We start from the raw sequence: 19,967 nt of genomic DNA on the forward strand, positions 1-19,967 counted from the left end.
ATCCACGATGCCTGTGTTCGTTACAAAGTAAAAAAGCAGTACTACCCACTATTACTAATACTTACATATCAACATTTTTCCGAGTTTGAACCATACTAAAAACACGGAGGGATGTATATGGAAGAACAACTACAGCAAACGATCAAGGAATTGGAAGTTTCTTTACTAGAGCTCGAAAATGCCCGCTCGGAAAATGTTTTAGTTCAACATTACATTCAAGAAGAAAAACGGGAAATACAATTTCTATTGGAACAATATTACGCAAGGCAGTTTACAGACCCCGCCTTTTGCGATGAACTGATTTCATATTTTTGGATTGGCAGCGGGACCAATGATTATCGATGCTGGAACCCTTATTCAAAGAAGCCGCTTTACTAAGATGATTGATAACATCAGTTTAATCTCCACTCTGCATTTGAGGAAGAAGTAATACAAGAAGGAGATCCTGCTCCTTGATGCAAAACCCCTGAAATCCATAAGTCGCTAAACAGCCGCTGTTATTTTATACACCACCGCCCGCCCACGCGGAGTCGGGCGTATGGAGAGGAAATCAACGGCTCCTTTTAAAAAGTAAATACTCATGGAAGCAGTTTTATAATATGCCCATTTGAATAACTGTGTCTTTCTTCCCGTTATTATGCTAAAATGCTAAAGTAATCAATTTGATTGGAGACGGAGGCTTCCCGTATGTTTTATTATCTGATTGCTTTGGTTGTAGTGGCATTGGATCAGCTTACAAAGTGGCTGGTCGTGCGGAACATGACAGAAGGGCAGAGCATAACAGTCATTGAAAATTTGTTCTACATCACTTCCCACAGGAACCAGGGAGCGGCCTGGGGCATACTGCAAGGCCAAATGTGGTTCTTCTATATAATCACTATCGGAGTAATCATTGGAATCGTTTACTATCTTGAAAAACAAGCTAAAGGAAATAAACTGTTCAGCATGAGCCTTGCGCTGCTGCTTGGCGGAGCGATTGGTAATTTTATTGACAGGCTATTTAGGAAAGAAGTCGTTGATTTTCTGAATACATATATTTTTCAATATGATTTTCCAATCTTCAATATAGCTGATGCTGCTCTTACTGTCGGTGTAGTGATGATGATCATAACTATGCTGCTGGATGAGCGAAGAGAAAAGAAGGAGAAATTATATGGAAACAATGGAACATATCGTTCGTGAAGAAGAAAAAAGCCTAAGATTGGACAAGATGCTGACCCAGCTTGAAGATGAGTGGTCCAGATCACAGGTCCAGCAATGGATCAAAGAAGGAAATGTCACAGTGAACGGTGCTGAGGTGAAAACCAATTATAAGTGTGCCGTTGATGATAAAATCAGCATTTCCATCCCTGAGCCTGAGGAACTGGATGTCGTTCCAGAGGATCTTGACCTTGATATCTACTATGAAGATGCCGATGTCATCGTTGTCAATAAACCAAGAGGCATGGTCGTCCACCCTGCACCCGGTCATCCTAATGGAACATTGGTGAATGGATTGATGGCACATTGTAAGGACCTTTCTGGAATCAATGGTGTTCTAAGACCGGGAATCGTTCACCGCATCGACAAGGATACATCCGGTCTATTAATGGTGGCGAAGAATGATCTCGCCCACGAGAAGCTTGTCGAGCAGCTGGTTAACAAAACCGTTACGCGTAAATATAAAGCTATTGTCCATGGTATCATTCCGCATGATCACGGAACTATCGATGCACCACTTGGCAGGGATCCCAAGGACCGCCAGAGAATGGCTGTCGTGGATTCTGGGAGAGATGCGGTCACCCATTTCAATGTGCTAGACAGATTTTCCGCGTTTACCTATGTAGAATGTAAATTAGAGACTGGCAGAACGCACCAAATCCGGGTTCATATGAAGTATATCGGTTATCCTTTAGCTGGAGATCCGAAGTATGGACCAAGGAAAACCATTGATCTTGATGGCCAGGCCCTTCATGCGGCCGTCCTTGGTTTCCAGCATCCACGGACAGGTGAATACCTTGAATTTGAAGCAGAGCCGCCGGAGGTTTTTCGACAAACTCTGCAGAAATTGCAAAATATCCGTTGACAATCGGCCTTTTAGGTCTTATGATTGATTTAACCGAATAAGGAAACCTTTAATACAGTCCCGTGAGGCTGAGAAGGAACTTTTCATGAATTACACTACGAGCGCAGTGTAATGATTTCTAACGATAAGTATGCCCTCTCACCATAGCGGTGGGAGGGATTTTTTGTTTATAAGTGTTAATGAAACGTTTCCCGGCAATATTAAGGACGAGGTGATGACAGTGGCCCAAAAAACAGTTGTACTAGATCAGCCTGCTATCAGAAGGGCGCTGACGAGAATTGCTCATGAAATCATTGAACGGAACAAGGGAATACAGGATTGTGTCCTTGTGGGAATAAAAACAAGGGGAATCCACTTGGCGGAAAGACTGGCAAGCCGCATAGAAGAAATAGAAGGCGCCAAAATTCCTGTAGGGGAGATAGACATCACTTTGTACCGTGACGATTTGACAGTGAAGACTCAAAATGATGAGCCGGAAGTGAAAGGTTCGGATCTTCCTGTCGATGTAACAGATAAAAAAGTGATCCTGATTGACGATGTCCTTTTTACGGGAAGAACGGTACGAGCCGCCCTGGATGCCCTGATGGATCTGGGAAGGCCAAGCACCATACAGCTGGCAGTCCTGGTAGACAGAGGGCACAGGGAGCTTCCGATCCGCGCTGACTTTGTTGGGAAAAACATCCCGACTTCAAGTTCGGAAAAGATTGTTGTCGAACTCACGGAAGTGGACGAAGAAGACCAAGTAACAATACATGATAATTAGATAGCTTTCCTTTTAAAGACAGTCCAGAGAGGCTGGCAAAGGAATCTCAATCCATACAGTTTCACCACAGGTGGGGCTTGATTGAAGAAACCTCTTTGCGCCCTCTGGCAGAGAGGTTTTTTTAATGCAGTGGAGAAAGAGGAGGAAACAACATGGCAGATAATAACGATATAGTATTAGATGTAAGAGATGTACCAAAAGCAGGACAGTGGCTGACACTGAGTCTGCAGCATTTGTTCGCGATGTTTGGCGCCACGGTCCTGGTACCGTACCTTGTGGAGCTCAGCCCGGCAGTCGCACTTGTATCCAGCGGTCTTGGAACGCTTGCATACCTGTTAATTACAAGGGGCAGAATACCTGCCTACCTAGGTTCATCGTTCGCCTTCATAGCCCCCATCATTTCAGCCAAAACGGTCGGCGGGCCAGAAGCCGCGATGATGGGAAGCTTTTTGGCAGGCTTGGTTTACGGTGTGGTTGCACTTCTGATTTCCAAGCTTGGCATAAGGTGGCTTTTGAAGATTCTGCCGCCGGTAGTTGTTGGACCTGTCATAATGGTCATTGGACTCGGGCTGGCAGGGACGGCCGTCAATATGGCCATGTATGAAAATCCTGGAGCAACTGAATTGGTATACAGTACCACACACTTTATGGTCGCATTGGCAACACTCTCCATCACCGTGATCGGATCGATGTTCTTCCGCGGGTTTCTTGGTCTCATTCCTATTCTTGCAGGCATTGTCGGAGGATACACCATCGCGTTTTTTGCAGGGATTGTAGACCTGGCCGGTGTTAAAACAGCACCTTGGTTCCAGGTTCCCGACTTTATTGTGCCTTTCGTCAACTACACACCTTCCTTCTCATGGGAAGTTGCAGCCATCATGGTGCCTGTGGCAATCGTAACACTTGCAGAACATACGGGAGACCAGATGGTCCTGAGTAAAGTAGCTGGAAGGAACTTTTTGAAACAGCCGGGCCTTCACCGCTCGATAATGGGTGATGGTGTGGCAACCATAATCGCATCTTTCCTTGGAGGGCCTCCAAACACCACTTACGGTGAAAACATAGGAGTTCTGGCTATCACGAGAGTATTCAGCGTGTTTGTCATCGGCGGTGCCGCGGTAATTGCTATCGCTTTCGGTTTCATTGGAAAGGTCACAGCGCTGATCGAATCGATTCCAACCGCCGTAATGGGGGGCGTATCGATCCTGTTGTTCGGTATCATAGCTTCAAGCGGGCTGCGCATGCTGATCGACAATAACATTGATTTAGGTAAAAAGAGAAACTTGATTATCTCTTCTGTCATCCTGGTCATCGGCGTCGGTGGTGCTTTTGTGGAAATCACTGACAAGCTGTCACTCTCCGGAATGGCGCTGGCAGCCATCGTCGGTGTGGTGCTGAATCTTGTATTGCCGGGACAGGATCCTGTAGTCGAAGAAGAAATGTTTAATGAGAACGCAGAGAATAAATAAAGAAGTAAACACCTTTTAAAAGAAGTCCAGAGAGGCTTAGAAGGGTGTTTGGATGAAGCATGGGAACTTGTTTTGCCTGATGGCGGACAGGTATACCCCTTGCCGATTCGAAACACCCTGATTAGAAGGTCAGGGTGTTTTTTTGCTGCCTAGGAAATTATAAAATCAAAGACTGAGGACAATTTATAGTGATGTTATCCACGTCCAGCTGCAGCGCCTAGCCCCTCGGGGTCAAATAACCCAAAGAGAATAAAAGGAAAGCCCGCCTTTTTTTCTCTTTGGAACATTTGCCTGTCGGGGCTGAGCAAGGCGCTTACGCTTTTGTTCTTGCCCTCAGCCGATCAATAGGAGGTTAGAAGATGAAGCATTTGCTGACAATGTCTGAATTAAGTTCCCATGAAATTGAAGAAATCCTCTCCCAGGCTGGAGAGTTTAAAAAAGGCGCACAGTGGAAACCGGCAGAACCAAAATACATAGCAAATCTGTTTTTCGAAAACAGCACCAGAACCAAATGCAGTTTCGAAATGGCAGAACGGAAACTCGGATTGGAAGTCATCCCTTTCGAAACGGGAACATCAAGCGTCTCCAAAGGGGAAACACTCTATGACACGGTCAAGACCCTGGAAGCAATCGGGGTCGACGCAGTTGTCATCAGGCATGAGAAAGACCGCTACTTCGATGACCTCAAAGATCACTTGTCCATTCCCGTCTTGAACGGGGGAGACGGCTGCGGAAACCACCCGACACAATGCTTATTGGACCTTATGACAATCAAAGAAGAGTTTGGAAGCTTTAAGGATTTGAAGATAAGTATTATAGGAGATATTTTACACAGCAGGGTGGCCAGGTCAAATGCGGAGGCATTGAAAAAACTGGGGGCGCGAGTATTCTTCTCAGGTCCGCCTGAGTGGTTTCCGCAGGACCTGATAGATAATGGAATGTACCTCCCGGTGGACGAAGCTGTCAGAACCGGTGATGCCGTTATGCTTCTCAGAGTCCAGCATGAAAGGCACAAGGCCACTGCATCATTATCAAAGGAACAGTACCACGGGCAATACGGTTTAACAGTGGAAAGGGAAAAGATGATGAAAGACAACGGCATCATCCTTCATCCGGCACCAGTCAACCGGGATGTGGAAATAGCAGATAGTCTTGTGGAAAGTGAGAGATCCAGAATATTTAAGCAGATGGAAAATGGTGTTTATGTAAGGATGGCTGTTTTAAAGAGAGCATTGGAAAACCAAGGAGGAGAATAAAACATGGCAACGATCATTAAAAACGCAATGTGGTTGGAAGAGAACGGAAATATATCTGCAAAAGATTTAAAGATAGCAGAGAAGAAGATTTCTGAAATCGGCGAGAATCTCCATGATGACAAGGCGGATATAGTGGACGCAAAAGGACAATTGATCCTGCCAGGTTTTGTGGATCTTCATGTCCATCTCCGCGAGCCCGGCGGTGAAAAAAAGGAAACCATAGCAACTGGAACAAAAGCAGCCGCAAAAGGCGGTTATACAACAGTCGCGGCAATGCCGAACACGAGGCCTGTACCGGATAATGCTGAAACTCTTCAATGGCTCAATGAAAGAATCAGCGAGACTGCAAGTGTCAGGGTCCTTCCGTATGCATCCATAACAGAAAGACAGACGGGCAAGAACTTGACAGACTTTTCCGCCCTTAAAGAAACAGGGGCCTTTGCTTTCACAGATGATGGAGTCGGGGTTCAGGAGGCAGGAAAGATGTATGAGGCCATGAAAGCTGCCGCAGCCATCGACAAAGCAATTGTTGCTCACTGTGAAGATAACAGCCTGATTTACGGGGGAGCAGTGCATGAAGGGCGTTTTTCCAAAGAAAATGGGTTCAAAGGGATCCCTTCAATCTGTGAGTCCGTCCAAATTGCCAGAGATGTGCTTCTTGCAGAAGCGGCTGGCTGCCACTATCATGTCTGCCACATCAGTACAAAAGAATCTGTCCGGGTGGTAAGGGATGCTAAAAAAGCTGGAATCAAAGTGACCGCAGAAGTTACACCGCATCACTTGCTGCTGTCAGAGGATGATATCCCTGGAGACGATGCCAACTACAAAATGAATCCTCCTCTCAGAAGCAAAGAGGACCGGGAAGCCCTGATTGAGGGACTGCTTGATGGAACCATTGACTTTATCGCAACGGATCATGCCCCTCATACGAAAGAAGAAAAATCAGAAGGCATAGCGCTTGCGCCATTTGGGATTGTCGGCTTGGAAACGGCATTTCCGCTGCTATATACCCATTTTGTTCAAAAAGAAGTTTTCAAACTTAACCAGTTGGTGAACTGGATGACGGCCAAGCCGGCAGAGACGTTTAAGCTGCCTTATGGAACTTTGGAGGTTGGAAGCTTGGCTGACATTACCCTGGTTGACCTGGAGGAACATAAGTCAATCAACCCTGAAAGCTTCTTATCAAAAGGAAGAAATACCCCATTTGCCGGCTGGAAGTGTCAAGGCTGGCCGAAAGCTACATTTGCAGAAGGAACTCTAGTATGGAAGGAAGGCGAAGAATGATGAAAAGACAGTTGATCCTTGATGACGGTACAGTTTTTATAGGAGAGGGCTTCGGAGCAGACACAGGTTCAGTGGGAGAGGTTGTTTTTAATACAGGGATGACGGGGTATCAGGAGATTTTGTCTGATCCTTCGTATTGCGGACAGATCATCACACTGACTTACCCTCTGATCGGGAATTATGGAATCAACCGTGACGATTTTGAATCGATCTCGCCGGCAATCAAAGGCTTTATCGTAAGAGAAGCGGCTGACTTTCCTTCTAACTGGAGAAGTGAGAATACATTGCATGATCTCCTGAAAGCCAAGGGGATTCCTGGATTGTCAGGCATAGATACCAGGATGCTGACAAGAAAGATCAGGGAACGCGGAACCATGAAAGGGATAATTTGCGGTGTCGAGGTGGATAAAGAGGAAATGCTCCACAAGCTGATGGCAACGGAATTGCCGACTAATCAAGTCAAACAGGTTTCGACTAAAACAGCCTACCCGAGCCCGGGCCGTGGATTTCGTGTGGTATTAGTTGATTTCGGAATGAAGCATGGAATCCTGAGAGAACTGAATAAAAGGGATTGCGATGTAATTGTTGTTCCTTATAATACGACTGCGGAGGAAATCAAAGCCTTGAACCCTGATGGTATCATGCTTTCAAACGGTCCTGGAGATCCGAAAGATGTACCGGAAGCCATAACGATGATCAATGAAATTCTCGGGGAGATCCCATTGTTCGGAATCTGTCTTGGGCATCAGCTCTTTGCCCTTGCAGGTGGAGGAGATACTTTCAAAATGAAATTCGGGCACCGCGGCTCCAACCATCCAGTGAAAGATCTCGCTACAGGTAAAATCGCCATTACTTCACAGAATCATGGCTACTCAGTTGATGCTGATTCTCTAGGCGCAACCCGGCTTGAAGCCACGCATATCGGTTTGAATGACGGAACGATTGAGGGGTTGAAGCATCTGGACCTCCCCGCATTCACGGTACAGTATCATCCGGAAGCTTCACCAGGACCCGAGGATGCCAATGGATTGTTCGATCAATTTATGACTATGATGGAAACGGAAAAGAGAAAGGAGATTTCACATGCCTAAACGTACAGATATCAAAACCATATTAGTTATCGGAAGCGGACCGATTGTCATCGGCCAGGCTGCAGAATTTGACTATGCGGGTACACAAGCTTGCATCGCACTGAAAGAAGAAGGCTACAAGGTTATTCTCGTTAACTCTAATCCGGCGACAATCATGACAGACAGTGAAATCGCGGATAAGGTTTACATCGAGCCTTTGACTCTCGAATTTGTCAGCAGAATCATTCGCAAAGAGCGTCCGGATGCCCTTCTTCCGACTCTTGGAGGACAAACGGGCTTGAATATGGCCGTTGAGCTGGCTAACGCGGGTGTATTGGAAGAGTGCCATGTGGAAATTCTCGGAACGAAATTATCAGCAATCGAACAAGCTGAAGACCGTGATCTTTTCCGCAAACTGATGAATGAGCTGAATGAACCTGTGCCTCAGAGCGAAATCATCCATAATGTCGAAGAAGCTTTCCAGTTTGTTGAAGAGGTAGGGTATCCTGTCATAGTGCGCCCGGCTTATACACTGGGAGGAACCGGTGGAGGAATCTGCCATCATCGTGAAGAATTGATCGAAATTGTCAGCAGCGGGCTGAAATACAGTCCTGTTACTCAATGTTTGCTGGAAAAAAGCATCGCAGGCTTCAAGGAGATTGAATACGAGGTTATGCGGGACAGCAATGACAGTGCCATCGTAGTCTGCAATATGGAGAACTTTGACCCTGTAGGAATCCATACAGGAGATTCCATTGTTGTGGCTCCAAGCCAGACGCTGAGCGACCGTGAGTATCAAATGCTGAGAAACTGCTCATTGAAAATCATCCGCGCTCTCGGTATAGAAGGAGGGTGCAACGTTCAGCTCGCCCTGGATCCAGACAGCTTTCAGTACTACATTATTGAAGTGAATCCGCGGGTGAGCCGTTCATCTGCACTGGCTTCCAAAGCCACTGGATACCCAATCGCCAAACTGGCTGCCAAGATTGCGGTTGGATTGAACCTGGATGAAATGATGAATCCTGTTACAGGAAAAACCTATGCAAGCTTTGAGCCGGCATTAGACTATATCGTCTCGAAAATCCCACGCTGGCCATTCGACAAATTCGAGTCGGCAAAAAGAAACCTTGGCACACAGATGAAAGCTACCGGCGAAGTCATGGCGATCGGCCGGACGTTTGAAGAGTCCATTTTAAAAGCGGTGCGTTCTTTGGAAAGCAACGTGTATCATCTCGAACTTGAAGATGCCGGCAGCTTTGAGAATGCGCTGATTGAAAAACGCATTAGAAAAGCCGGAGATGAAAGACTTTTCTATATAGGTGAAGCACTGCGCCGCGGAGTGACGATTGAAACCATCCATGAATGGAGCAAAATCGACTTGTTCTTCCTTCATAAATTGAAGAAAATTGTAGACTTTGAGGCTGAACTGTCAGCCGCTCCTTTTAACCTGGAGATTGCTGAAAAAGCAAAGAGGATGGGATTTGCGGATATTACCCTTGCGAAGTTGTGGAATGCAGCTGAAAAAGAAGTTTATGAGTGGAGAAAAGAACAAGAACTGATACCGGTTTATAAAATGGTGGATACCTGCGCAGCAGAGTTCGAATCTGAAACTCCATATTTTTATGGAACATATGAAAGAGAAAATGAATCAGTTGTAACGGAAAAGAAAAGTGTGATGGTGCTCGGTTCCGGGCCGATCCGCATCGGACAGGGAGTGGAGTTCGATTATGCAACTGTCCACTCTGTCTGGGCGATCAAAGAGGCGGGTTATGAAGCAATCATTGTCAATAATAATCCAGAAACCGTCTCAACGGACTTCAGCATCTCTGACAAGCTTTACTTTGAACCACTAACCATTGAGGATGTCATGCATATCATCGACCTCGAAAAGCCAGAAGGTGTTGTTGTGCAATTCGGCGGACAAACAGCGATCAACCTGGCAGCACAGCTGGTGGAAAGAGGTGTGAAAATCCTCGGGACATCATTGGAGGATCTGGACCGCGCTGAAAACCGGGATAAATTTGAATATACCTTGGGAACCCTTGGCATCCCGCAGCCTGAAGGCAAAACGGCCGTTACGGTTGAAGGGGCTGTAAAGATTGCTGAAAACATCGGATACCCTGTCTTGGTCCGCCCCTCCTATGTTCTGGGTGGCAGGGCAATGGAAATTGTTTATGGAAAAGAAGATCTTCTTCAATACATGAAGAATGCAGTTAAGATCAACCCGGAACACCCTGTCCTGATTGACCGTTATTTAATCGGAAAAGAGATAGAAGTCGACGCCATCTCAGACGGTAAAGATGTCGTGATTCCAGGGATTATGGAGCACATCGAGAGAGCTGGTGTCCATTCAGGAGATTCCATTGCTGTCTATCCGCCTCAGCAGCTGACCAGGGAACAGAAAGATAGAATAATAGAATATACCACCAAGCTTGCAAAAGGATTGAATATTATTGGTTTGTTGAACATCCAGTATGTCATCAGCAAGAATGAAGTCTATGTCCTGGAGGTTAATCCGCGTTCAAGCCGGACAGTGCCATTCTTGAGCAAAATCACGAATGTGCCTATGGCAAACCTAGCGACCAAGGTCATTTTGGGAAGAACGCTGGAAGAAATGGGATATCAGTCCGGACTTGTGCCTGAGAAGAAGGGTGTATATGTAAAGGTTCCAGTATTCTCGTTTGCCAAACTGAGAAGAGTGGACATTACTTTAGGGCCTGAAATGAAATCCACCGGCGAAGTCATGGGGAAAGATTTGACACTGGAAAAAGCTTTGTATAAAGGAATCGTGGCGGCAGGAATGCAGATGAAGGAGTACGGTTCGGTTCTTCTGACAGTCGCTGATAAAGATAAAGAAGAAGCTCTAGGATTGGCAAAGCGCTTTGTGAATATCGGCTATCAGATCCTGGCAACCAAAGGAACGGCGGATGTCCTGAGATCAGAAGGAATCCCGGTCAAAGAAGTCGATAAAATCGGTTCCGATGGGCCAACATTGCTGGATGTTATCCAGAGTGGTGAAACACAGCTTGTCATCAACACATTGACAAAAGGCAAGCAGCCGCAGAGGGACGGATTCAGGATCAGACGTGAATCAGTCGAGAATGGTATCCCATGCCTGACATCCCTTGATACAGCGGAAGCCATCCTCAAAGTGTTCGAATCTATGACATTCTCCGCGGAAGCCATGGATGGTGCAGACGAAAAGCAAGAGGCGGTACTTCTATGATCAAAAAGGATCTTATGAAAATACTATCCAATGAAGAAATCGCAGATAATATCTTCAAAATGGTTGTATCCGGGGATCTTGTCTCCGAATTGAATGAACCGGGACAGTTCCTTCACTTTAAAACAGGGACAGGGGCGGAACCGCTCCTGCGCCGTCCCATCAGTATCGCAGAGATAGATAAAGAGAATAACAGTCTCACGGTCATCTACCGGGCGGAAGGCAGAGGGACAAAACTACTTTCGGGGGAAAGAGAAGGTGCTTTTGCAGACGTGCTGGGCCCCCTTGGGAATGGGTTCCCAATCCACGCAGAAGATGAAGGAAAGACAGCCTTGCTGGTAGGGGGCGGCATTGGAGTGCCGCCGCTCTATGAGCTGTCGAGGCAGCTGGTGAAAAAAGGGATAAAGGTTCTGCATGTATTAGGTTTTCAAAATCGCAGTGCAGCCTTTTATGAAGAAGAGTTTGCCCAGCTTGGCCCTACTTATATCGCAACAGTGGACGGATCACTTGGATCCAAAGGATTCGTCACTGATGTAATAAAAGAGGAGGGGGTTCAATTTGACCTCTTCTATTCTTGCGGACCAAAAGCCATGCTGGCTGCCCTCAGCAGCACGTATGGAGACAGCAAGGGGTATATTTCCTTAGAAGAAAGGATGGGCTGCGGAATTGGTGCGTGCTTTGCCTGTGTATGTGAAAAGGCGGTTAACGACGTTGATAAAAACTATGTAAAGATCTGCAGCGACGGCCCAGTATTTCCAGTAGGGATGGTGAAGTTATGAATAAGCTGAAGATAGAGCTTCCAGGTTTGAGCTTAAAGAACCCTGTCATGCCGGCTTCGGGATGTTTCGGATTTGGGAAGGAATTCGCCGGACTATATGATTTGAGCCAGCTTGGTGCAATCATGATTAAGGCGACCACTCTTGATACGAGGTTTGGAAACCCAACCCCTCGTGTTGCAGAAACCTCTTCAGGGATGCTCAATGCTATAGGGCTGCAAAACCCCGGTCTCCAAAAAGTCATGACAGAGGAACTTCCGTGGCTTGAGAAATATGATGTTCCAATCATTGCGAACGTAGCAGGTTCCCAGACAGAAGACTATGTGGAGGTTGCTGAAACCATTTCGGCCGCACCCAATGTTAAGGCGCTGGAGCTCAACATCTCCTGCCCGAATGTCAAAACCGGGGGAATCGCCTTCGGAACAGTGCCTGAAATTGCAAAAGAACTGACTAAAAAAGTGAAGGCAGTTTCATCCGTTCCTGTATATGTGAAGCTTTCTCCAAATGTCGCGAATATAGTTGAAATGGCGAAAGCGGTGCAAGAAGGCGGAGCAGATGGTCTGACGATGATCAATACACTAATCGGGATGAGAATTGATACAAGAACAGGCAAGCCGGTCATCGCCAATGGTACAGGCGGACTATCAGGCCCTGCCATCAAACCTGTCAGCATCCGCATGGTGTATGAAGTCAGCCAGCATGTCAGCATCCCGATCATCGGTATGGGCGGCATCCAGACGGTCGACGATATAATTGAATTTTTTTATGCGGGTGCAAGTGCCGTCGCGGTCGGCACTGCCAATTTTGTCGATCCGTTCATTTGCCCGGAATTGATCAACGGCCTGCAGGAAATATTGGATGAGATGGGCGTGGACCACATATCTCAATTGACAGGAAGGAGCTGGAAAACTAATGGAGCGGGAGCCTATAGTCGCGCTTGATTTTCCAACATGGGAAATCAGCAGATCTTTTTTAGAAAAAATGGATACTTCCCTTTTTGTCAAAGTGGGAATGGAACTTTATTTGCAAAATGGTCCGATGATCATCGAAGAGTTGAAAAAGATGAACCACCGAATTTTCCTGGACCTAAAGCTTCATGATATACCGAATACTGTCGGCCGGGCAATGAAGGGGCTTGCACAGTTGGAAATCGATCTCATCAATGTCCATGCAGCTGGAGGGGTGCAAATGATGGAGCATGCCCTTAACGGCTTGGTTCAGGGAACTCCTTCGGGGAAAGAAAGGCCAATGCTGATTTCTGTCACACAGCTAACTTCCACCTCAGAAGAACAAATGAAGAAGGAACAGTTGATAGACCAGCCTTTGATCAATTCGGTCCTTCATTATGCGAAGATAACCATGGAAGCGGGGCTGGACGGGGTGGTTTGTTCCCCCCATGAAGCTGCAGCCATCAGGGAGTTATGCGGTGAAGATTTTCTGCGTGTAACCCCTGGGATTCGCCTTCTTGGTGATGCCACTCAAGATCAGAAGCGGATAGCGTCGCCTTCACAAGCCCGTCAGCTTGGTTCATCTGCGATTGTGGTAGGCAGAAGCATTACAGGAGCGGATGATCCCGCGAAAGCGTATCTCAAAGTGAAATCAGAATGGGAGGGGCAAGTATGAAAAAGGAAATCGCACAGCAGTTATTGAATATTGAGGCAGTATTCCTTAAACCGAATGACCCGTTTACATGGTCTTCCGGTTTGAAGTCTCCAATCTATTGTGATAACCGTCTGACTATCTCTTACCCTGAAGTGCGCAGAATGATAGCCCAGGGAATCTCTGAAAATATCAAGAATCATTTTCCGGATGCAGAAATGATCGCCGGAACAGCAACAGCGGGAATTCCGCATGCGTCCTGGGTCAGTGAAATCCTCGATCTGCCGATGTGCTATGTGCGATCAAAACCGAAGGCACACGGCAAAGGAAGCCAGATTGAAGGAAAAGTGTCAGCAGGGCAGAAGGTTGTCGTAGTGGAAGATCTTATTTCAACAGGAGGCAGCTGTATATCTGCTGTCAACGCACTGAGAGAGGAAGGCTGTGAAGTGCTGGGGGTAGCAGCTATTTTCACCTACGAGCTGCATAGCGGCATCGACAAATTGGCAGAAGCAGATATTAAAGCAGTGTCTCTCTCAGACTATTCATCTCTTTTGGAAGCTGCTCATGAAAATAATTACATAGAAGAGCAGGACCTGGAAGCGTTAAGAAGCTGGAAAGAAAACCCTGAAAAATGGGGAACGAAATACTAAGGGTTAAGAAGCGGGCATTAAGTGATGCCTGTTTCAGCTTGCAGACAAAGACCAAAATGGACTTTAGCCTGCAAGTTTTTTTTGTCTTGAATACTTCGAGTTGATGGTATCGATGTGGGTATGTAGAGACCCTAACTGATAGAAAAGGTGTCTTGAATGAGCTCCTAAAGGTCCAATGTCAATGGAAATTGCCAAGCGTGTACCTTTAATAGCAGGGTGTTCAAATGCCAATCATACTGCTAAGTCTATTTTTTGCACTGAAACTATTTTCTTTAAAATCAATACCACCCAAGTGAGGCTAAAAAGCTAAAAAAATAAGGGAAGAAATTCCGCTTATTTGCTAAAAAGATGATGAAAATGGTCCATTTAGCTGTGCATAAGCGGAAAAATTCCGCTTATTCTAGATTATTCATTTCCTTTACAGGTAAACCGCCTGCTTGAATGGAGGAAGTGTTAGGGAGATCTGCTTCTCCTCTCATGAAGAAAGATTTTCTATACCTCGCTATGAGCTCGCTGGAACCCTTGGCATAGCCAGGGGTTTTCAGGACCATGAATATGAAAAAGGACGAAATCCAATGAGATTTCGTCCTTTTCGCTAGGTTACGGAATCTTGTTAAGAAAAGATGATTCCGTAAACGCATTATTCTTTTTTCATACCTCGTACTGTGTCAAGACTTGGTGTAGTATAGACCGTTTGCTGTCCGTCATAAGTAACAAAACCTGGTTTCGCGCCATTCGGTTTCTTCACGTTTCTTACAGCTGTGAAGTCGACAGGGACAGAACTTGATTCCCGGGCTTTGCTGAAATAGGCAGCCAATACTGCGGCTTCTTTTATTGTCTCTTCAGAAGGAGTCTTGCTTCTGATGACAACATGGGAACCAGGGATATCCTTTGTATGCAGCCAGATTTCTTCTTTGCCGGCTAGTTTATTCGTCAGATAATCGTTTTGTTTATTATTTTTGCCGACAAGGATGGTTGTTCCATCGCTTGCTAAATAAGACTCCAGGGAAGGCTTCTCATTGACCTTCTTCTTCTTCTTCTCTTTTTTTGCTTTGAGGTAGCCTTCTTCGCCAAGCTCTTCACGAATTTCCAGGATATCTTTAGGTGAGGCCGATTCAAGCTGTTGCAGCAATTGATCTAAATACAGTATCTCTTCTTTTGCTTTTACAATCTGCTCCTGGACGATCCTGATGGCTGTTTTTGCCTTTGAATATCTGGAGAAGTAATGCTGGGCGTTTTCGGAAGGAGACTTCCTGGTGTCCAGATCGATAATGACTGTCCCGCTTTCTTCGTCATAATAATTCACCACTTCAATCTCGCTCATACCTCTTTCGACCGCGTACAGGTTGGCTGTCAAAAGTTCCCCGTACAGCTGATAGGTGTCCGCATTTTCGGCTTCTTTCAAGGTCTTTTGAAGTTTTAAGATTTTGGTTTTATTTTTGTCCCGCTCATTTTTAAGCAGCCTTTCGAGGTCGTTTCCTTGCTGTTTGACCCGGTCTCTCTCTGCCTTTTGATGAAAATAGCGGTCCAGGAGACTGCTTAGGCTGGGAAAACTGGTATGCTCTCCTTCTAGATGCTGAAGATCCAGGAAATAAAACGTTTCTTTATCTCCTCTGATCAATGTCGGCCGATACGCACGCTCTTTAACCGGGAGCAGCAGCTGAAGAAGCGCATTCGGCAAACTGGTCCTGGTCGGAAGTCCTGCCCTGTGCAGTACTTCTTTTGCAAACAATGGAGAAAGACCTGAAAACGAGCCGACAATTTGCTTATCGAGCTTTCCGCTATTGAAATCGATGCTTCTCAAGATATCTTCACTGTCTGTCTCAAGAGGATTTTTTTTATCCTGTGGCGGTGGAAACTTATATTCGTTACCAGGCAGCACCGTCCTGTAACTATTGATGGAAGGCGGAATGTGTTTGATCGAATCGAGGATCATATTCCTGCTCTTGTCTACGATGACGATATTGCTGTGCCGGCCCATGATTTCGATGATCAGCTGCTTATAAGAAACGTCCCCGATTTCACTGCGTCCTTTTATTTCAAAAATGATAATTCTGTCGAGCTCTTTTTGGTAAACATCTTCTATGATGTAGCCTTCAAGGTGTTTTCGCAGCAGCATACAGAACATGGGTGGCGCTGCGGGATTTTCATAACTTTGGGAAGTCAGCTGCGCTCGTGCATAGCTGGGGTGTGCGGACAACAGTAATTTATGATTTTTCCCTTGAGATCGTACTATTAAAATGATTTCGTTTTTATAAGGCTGGTGTATCTTGTTGATGCGCCCGCCTCTTAAATTATCGCAGAGCTCTTCGCTCATTGCTTTAGTAAATAATCCATCGAATGACATCTTCTACATCCTCTTCTATAGATAATTAGAATTTATAATTTTAGCTTTTGTACTTAGAGTCTTTTGCTTTAGAATAGTCCCCGTTTTTCGAAGTATTGATAGTTACATACAACTTAAGCAGAATTGGTTTTCTGAATTTTTAGTTGAAATCCTAAAAGGATAACAATCCGTACTTTAAAAGGCAGCAACATACAGAGGGAAGAAAGCAATTTATAAAATCCTTGGATTCACATTTGCAAAGCTTAATAATATGGTAGAAAAAATTGTATGGAAAGAAATATTCCTTTTTTAAACATGACCTTGGTGAACTCTCTTTGCTATTCAGCGTAGATTGTGGCGGAAGGTGTGCGACCTCCTGACTAGCGGGCGTCTAGTTCCAGCACCTAGCCCCTCGGGGTCAAATAACCTCAAGAGAATAAAAGGAAAGACCGCCTTTTTTCGCTTTGGAACATTTGCCTGTCGGGCCTGAGCAGGGCGCATCCACTTTTTATAGAGGCGTAGCCGAGGAGGCTCATCGCCCGCCCCGCGGAGTCGTACACCTTTAGCGGAAATCAACTACACTTTGTGAAAAAGCATATCCTTATTTTTTTGCTTTTTCATCTATCATCTTTTTTTGTTTTCTTGAAGTAAATCCTCAATTATTCTTCCTTCTATAAGAATCATATCATTTTTTGGGACGAGTCTGAATAATAATGCAATGAGCAGGAGAACTTTTCGGAGAATAAATGGGAGAGTGAGTTGGTTGAATGAGATACCATGAGATGCGGCAGGAAGATATAGAAAAGACGGTCAATACTGATTTTACAAATGGCCTTACCCAAGAGGAAGCAGAGAAAAAGCAAAAGCAGTTTGGATTCAATGAACTGCAGGAGGCTGAGAAGCAGTCAGCTTTATTGTTGTTCTTCAGTCAATTCAAAGATTTCATGGTCATCGTATTATTGGCTGCAACCCTTATCTCGGGACTGCTGGGAGAGTATATAGATGCGATAGCCATTATAGCCATTGTTCTGATAAACGGCTTTCTTGGTTTCTTTCAAGAGAGAAAAGCTGAAAAGTCATTAAATGCTTTAAAGGAACTCTCGGCGCCGCAAGTGAATGTACTGCGGGATGGGAATTGGACAAAAGTTCCGTCGAAAGAAGTGGTTCCGGGTGACATCATTAAATTCTCAAGCGGTGACCGTATCGGGGCAGATGTAAGGCTGATTACGGTTAACAATCTTGAAATAGAAGAGTCTGCTTTGACAGGGGAGTCTGTACCTGTTGCCAAAAGAACAGGGGAAGTTGTAGGAGAAAATGTAAATCTTGGAGACTTGGAAAATATGGCTTTCATGGGCACGATGGTGACCAGAGGAAATGGAGTCGGTGTAGTGACAGCTACCGGGATGGGTACTGCGATGGGGAAAATTGCAGACATGATCCAAACAGCTGAGACAATGGTGACTCCTCTGCAAAGAAGGCTTGAGCAGCTTGGAAAGATTTTGATTACGGTGGCTTTGGTGTTAACCGCTCTTGTAGTCGGGATAGGGGTCATTCAGGGACATGATATGTACACAATGTTCCTTGCTGGAGTTTCTTTGGCAGTAGCTGCTATACCAGAAGGACTGCCCGCAATCGTTACCGTTGCATTATCCCTGGGGGTTCAAAGGATGATCAGGCGAAACGCCATTGTCCGAAAACTTCCTGCAGTGGAAACACTCGGATGTGCATCTGTCATCTGCTCGGATAAGACAGGAACATTGACCCAAAACAAGATGACTGTGACACATCTTTGGAGTGGGGGAAACACATGGACAGTCAGCGGCACAGGCTACGATCCTGAAGGAAGCTTCTACCATCGTGAAGAAAGAGTAAGCCCAGTTTCGGAAAAATCGTTAAACCAGCTGCTGACATTCGGACTGCTGTGCAATAATGCAAAACTGCGGGTGAAGGATGAAGAGTATGTCCTGGATGGAGATCCTACAGAAGGAGCCCTGCTTGTTGCTGCTTTAAAAGCTGGAATGCAAAGAGAAGCGCTTCTTGGAAAGTTCACAATCGAGAAGGAGTTTCCATTCGATTCCACCAGGAAGATGATGAGTATAGTGGTTAAAGACAATGAAGGCAAACGGTTCATTGTGACAAAAGGTGCACCTGATGTCTTGGTGGATATAAGTGAATCGATTCTTTGGAATGAAAAGCTTCAATACCGGACTAAAGAATTCACAGAAAAAGTACAGGGAGCCATTCATGAACTGGCATCCAATGCTTTGAGAACGATCGCTATCGCTTATGCCCCCTGGACATCGACTGTACTCCCGAAGAATGAGGAGGAAGCGGAAAAAGGACTGACTCTCATTGGGCTGCAGGGAATGATAGACCCTCCGAGGCCGGAAGTAAAACAAGCTGTCAAAGAATGCAGGCAGGCCGGCATCAAGACAGTGATGATCACAGGAGACCACGTCATAACAGCAAAAGCGATTGCAAGGGAACTCGGTATACTAAGAACACAGGATAAGGTTCTCGAGGGGGCAGAATTGAACAGCATGGAAGTCTCGGATCTCGAGGAAGTTGTCGAAAACGTTTCGGTGTTTGCAAGGGTCTCTCCTGAACATAAATTGAAAATCGTCAAAGCGCTTCAAAACCGGGGACATGTCGTTGCCATGACCGGTGATGGCGTGAATGATGCTCCTGCCATCAAAGCGGCTGACATCGGGGTGGCTATGGGTATAACTGGAACAGATGTGGCAAAGGAGGCATCCTCCCTTGTATTGCTGGATGATAACTTTGCAACGATTAAGTCGGCTATCAACGAAGGCAGAAATATTTATGAAAATATCCGGAAGTTCATTCGGTATCTTCTCGCTTCCAATGTCGGTGAGATACTGGTCATGCTTTTTGCGATGATTCTTGCCCTGCCACTACCGCTCGTACCGATTCAGATTCTATGGGTCAACCTTGTCACAGATGGCTTGCCGGCCATGGCTCTTGGACTTGATAAGCCTGAAGAGGATGTGATGAAGCGGAAGCCAAGGCATCCGAAAGAAGGGGTGTTTGCCAGGGGGCTGGGCTGGAAAGTTGTTTCCAGGGGATTTTTAATCGGACTCGCGACTCTTGCTGCTTTCATCCTGGCTTACAAGCAGCATCCAGATCATCTTGCTTACGCTCAGACAGTTGCCTTTGCTACTCTGGTCATGGCTCAATTAATCCACGTGTTTGACTGCAGAAGCGAAAAATCGGTATTTGCCCGTAACCCATTCGGAAATATGTATCTTGTCTGGGCGGTCATATCATCACTTATCTTAATGCTGCTCGTCATCTATCTGCCTGGACTGCAGCCAATTTTCCATACAGTTTCAATTGAACTTAAAGATTGGCTCTTGATCGCTGGAATGAGTGCATTACCGACGTTTTTACTTGCTGGATCATTTTTTGCAGGAAAAAACGTTAAGATGTGATATAATCCTAAAGGTAGTAGAGTGCATACTCTAT

15 protein-coding genes are annotated in these 19,967 nt (G+C 45.7%); 14 read left to right on the forward strand and 1 reads right to left on the reverse strand.

The window, feature by feature from the left end:
• Positions 1-117: 117 nt before the first annotated feature.
• From B9Z54_RS18250 to pyrE, 13 genes are all read left to right on the forward strand, one after another.
• Positions 118-378 carry a hypothetical protein gene (locus B9Z54_RS18250; protein WP_113929828.1) on the forward strand — a complete coding sequence of 87 codons (261 nt, stop codon included), beginning with the start codon at positions 118-120 and terminating at the stop codon, positions 376-378.
• Between the two features lie 309 nt (positions 379-687).
• Positions 688-1,182 carry a signal peptidase II gene (gene lspA / locus B9Z54_RS18255; protein ID WP_113929829.1) on the forward strand — a complete coding sequence of 165 codons (495 nt, stop codon included), beginning with the start codon at positions 688-690 and terminating at the stop codon, positions 1,180-1,182.
• Positions 1,154-2,065 carry an RluA family pseudouridine synthase gene (locus B9Z54_RS18260; RefSeq protein WP_113929830.1) on the forward strand — a complete coding sequence of 304 codons (912 nt, stop codon included), beginning with the start codon at positions 1,154-1,156 and terminating at the stop codon, positions 2,063-2,065. Before lspA ends, B9Z54_RS18260 begins: the two co-directional genes overlap by 29 nt.
• A 214-nt stretch (positions 2,066-2,279) precedes the next feature.
• Positions 2,280-2,828 carry a bifunctional pyr operon transcriptional regulator/uracil phosphoribosyltransferase PyrR gene (gene pyrR / locus B9Z54_RS18265; protein ID WP_113930122.1) on the forward strand — a complete coding sequence of 183 codons (549 nt, stop codon included), beginning with the start codon at positions 2,280-2,282 and terminating at the stop codon, positions 2,826-2,828.
• A gap of 152 nt (positions 2,829-2,980) precedes the next feature.
• Positions 2,981-4,297 carry a solute carrier family 23 protein gene (locus B9Z54_RS18270; RefSeq protein ID WP_113929831.1) on the forward strand — a complete coding sequence of 439 codons (1,317 nt, stop codon included), beginning with the start codon at positions 2,981-2,983 and terminating at the stop codon, positions 4,295-4,297.
• 359 nt (positions 4,298-4,656) lie between these two features.
• A complete protein-coding gene (locus tag B9Z54_RS18280) occupies positions 4,657-5,553 on the forward strand; it encodes an aspartate carbamoyltransferase catalytic subunit (protein WP_113929832.1) in 897 nt (298 codons plus the stop codon).
• A 3-nt stretch (positions 5,554-5,556) separates the two neighbouring features.
• On the forward strand, positions 5,557-6,837 hold the full coding sequence (locus B9Z54_RS18285) for a dihydroorotase (protein WP_113929833.1): 1,281 nt from the start codon (positions 5,557-5,559) through the stop codon (positions 6,835-6,837).
• Positions 6,834-7,928, forward strand: a complete 1,095-nt coding sequence (locus B9Z54_RS18290; protein WP_397541222.1) for a carbamoyl phosphate synthase small subunit — start codon at positions 6,834-6,836, stop codon at positions 7,926-7,928. The genes B9Z54_RS18285 and B9Z54_RS18290 overlap by 4 nt, the downstream gene beginning before the upstream one ends.
• Positions 7,921-11,133 carry a carbamoyl-phosphate synthase large subunit gene (carB, locus tag B9Z54_RS18295; RefSeq protein ID WP_113929834.1) on the forward strand — a complete coding sequence of 1,071 codons (3,213 nt, stop codon included), beginning with the start codon at positions 7,921-7,923 and terminating at the stop codon, positions 11,131-11,133. Before B9Z54_RS18290 ends, carB begins: the two co-directional genes overlap by 8 nt.
• The gene (locus B9Z54_RS18300; protein ID WP_113929835.1) at positions 11,130-11,909 is read left to right on the forward strand and encodes a dihydroorotate dehydrogenase electron transfer subunit; all 780 of its coding nucleotides are present in this window, start codon (positions 11,130-11,132) and stop codon (positions 11,907-11,909) included. Before carB ends, B9Z54_RS18300 begins: the two co-directional genes overlap by 4 nt.
• Positions 11,906-12,847 (forward strand): dihydroorotate dehydrogenase, encoded by a 942-nt coding sequence (locus B9Z54_RS18305; protein ID WP_113929836.1) that lies wholly within the window; start codon positions 11,906-11,908, stop codon positions 12,845-12,847. Before B9Z54_RS18300 ends, B9Z54_RS18305 begins: the two co-directional genes overlap by 4 nt.
• Positions 12,819-13,529 carry an orotidine-5'-phosphate decarboxylase gene (gene pyrF / locus B9Z54_RS18310; RefSeq protein ID WP_113929837.1) on the forward strand — a complete coding sequence of 237 codons (711 nt, stop codon included), beginning with the start codon at positions 12,819-12,821 and terminating at the stop codon, positions 13,527-13,529. The genes B9Z54_RS18305 and pyrF overlap by 29 nt, the downstream gene beginning before the upstream one ends.
• Positions 13,526-14,155, forward strand: coding sequence for an orotate phosphoribosyltransferase (gene pyrE / locus B9Z54_RS18315; protein WP_113929838.1), 630 nt, complete (start codon positions 13,526-13,528; stop codon positions 14,153-14,155). Before pyrF ends, pyrE begins: the two co-directional genes overlap by 4 nt.
• A gap of 640 nt (positions 14,156-14,795) precedes the next feature.
• On the opposite strand, the gene B9Z54_RS18325 is transcribed toward pyrE, so the two are convergent.
• Positions 14,796-16,502 carry an Rqc2 family fibronectin-binding protein gene (locus B9Z54_RS18325; protein WP_113929840.1) on the reverse strand — a complete coding sequence of 569 codons (1,707 nt, stop codon included), beginning with the start codon at positions 16,500-16,502 and terminating at the stop codon, positions 14,796-14,798.
• A gap of 746 nt (positions 16,503-17,248) precedes the next feature.
• Here B9Z54_RS18325 and B9Z54_RS18335 point away from each other — a divergent pair.
• Positions 17,249-19,933: a calcium-translocating P-type ATPase, SERCA-type gene (locus tag B9Z54_RS18335; protein ID WP_113929841.1), complete on the forward strand. Its 2,685-nt coding sequence runs from the start codon at positions 17,249-17,251 to the stop codon at positions 19,931-19,933.
• Positions 19,934-19,967: the final 34 nt, after the last annotated feature.

It is taken from the genome of Bacillus sp. P14.5, assembly GCF_003316765.1.
Lineage (GTDB): Bacteria > Bacillota > Bacilli > Bacillales > Bacillaceae_B > Rossellomorea.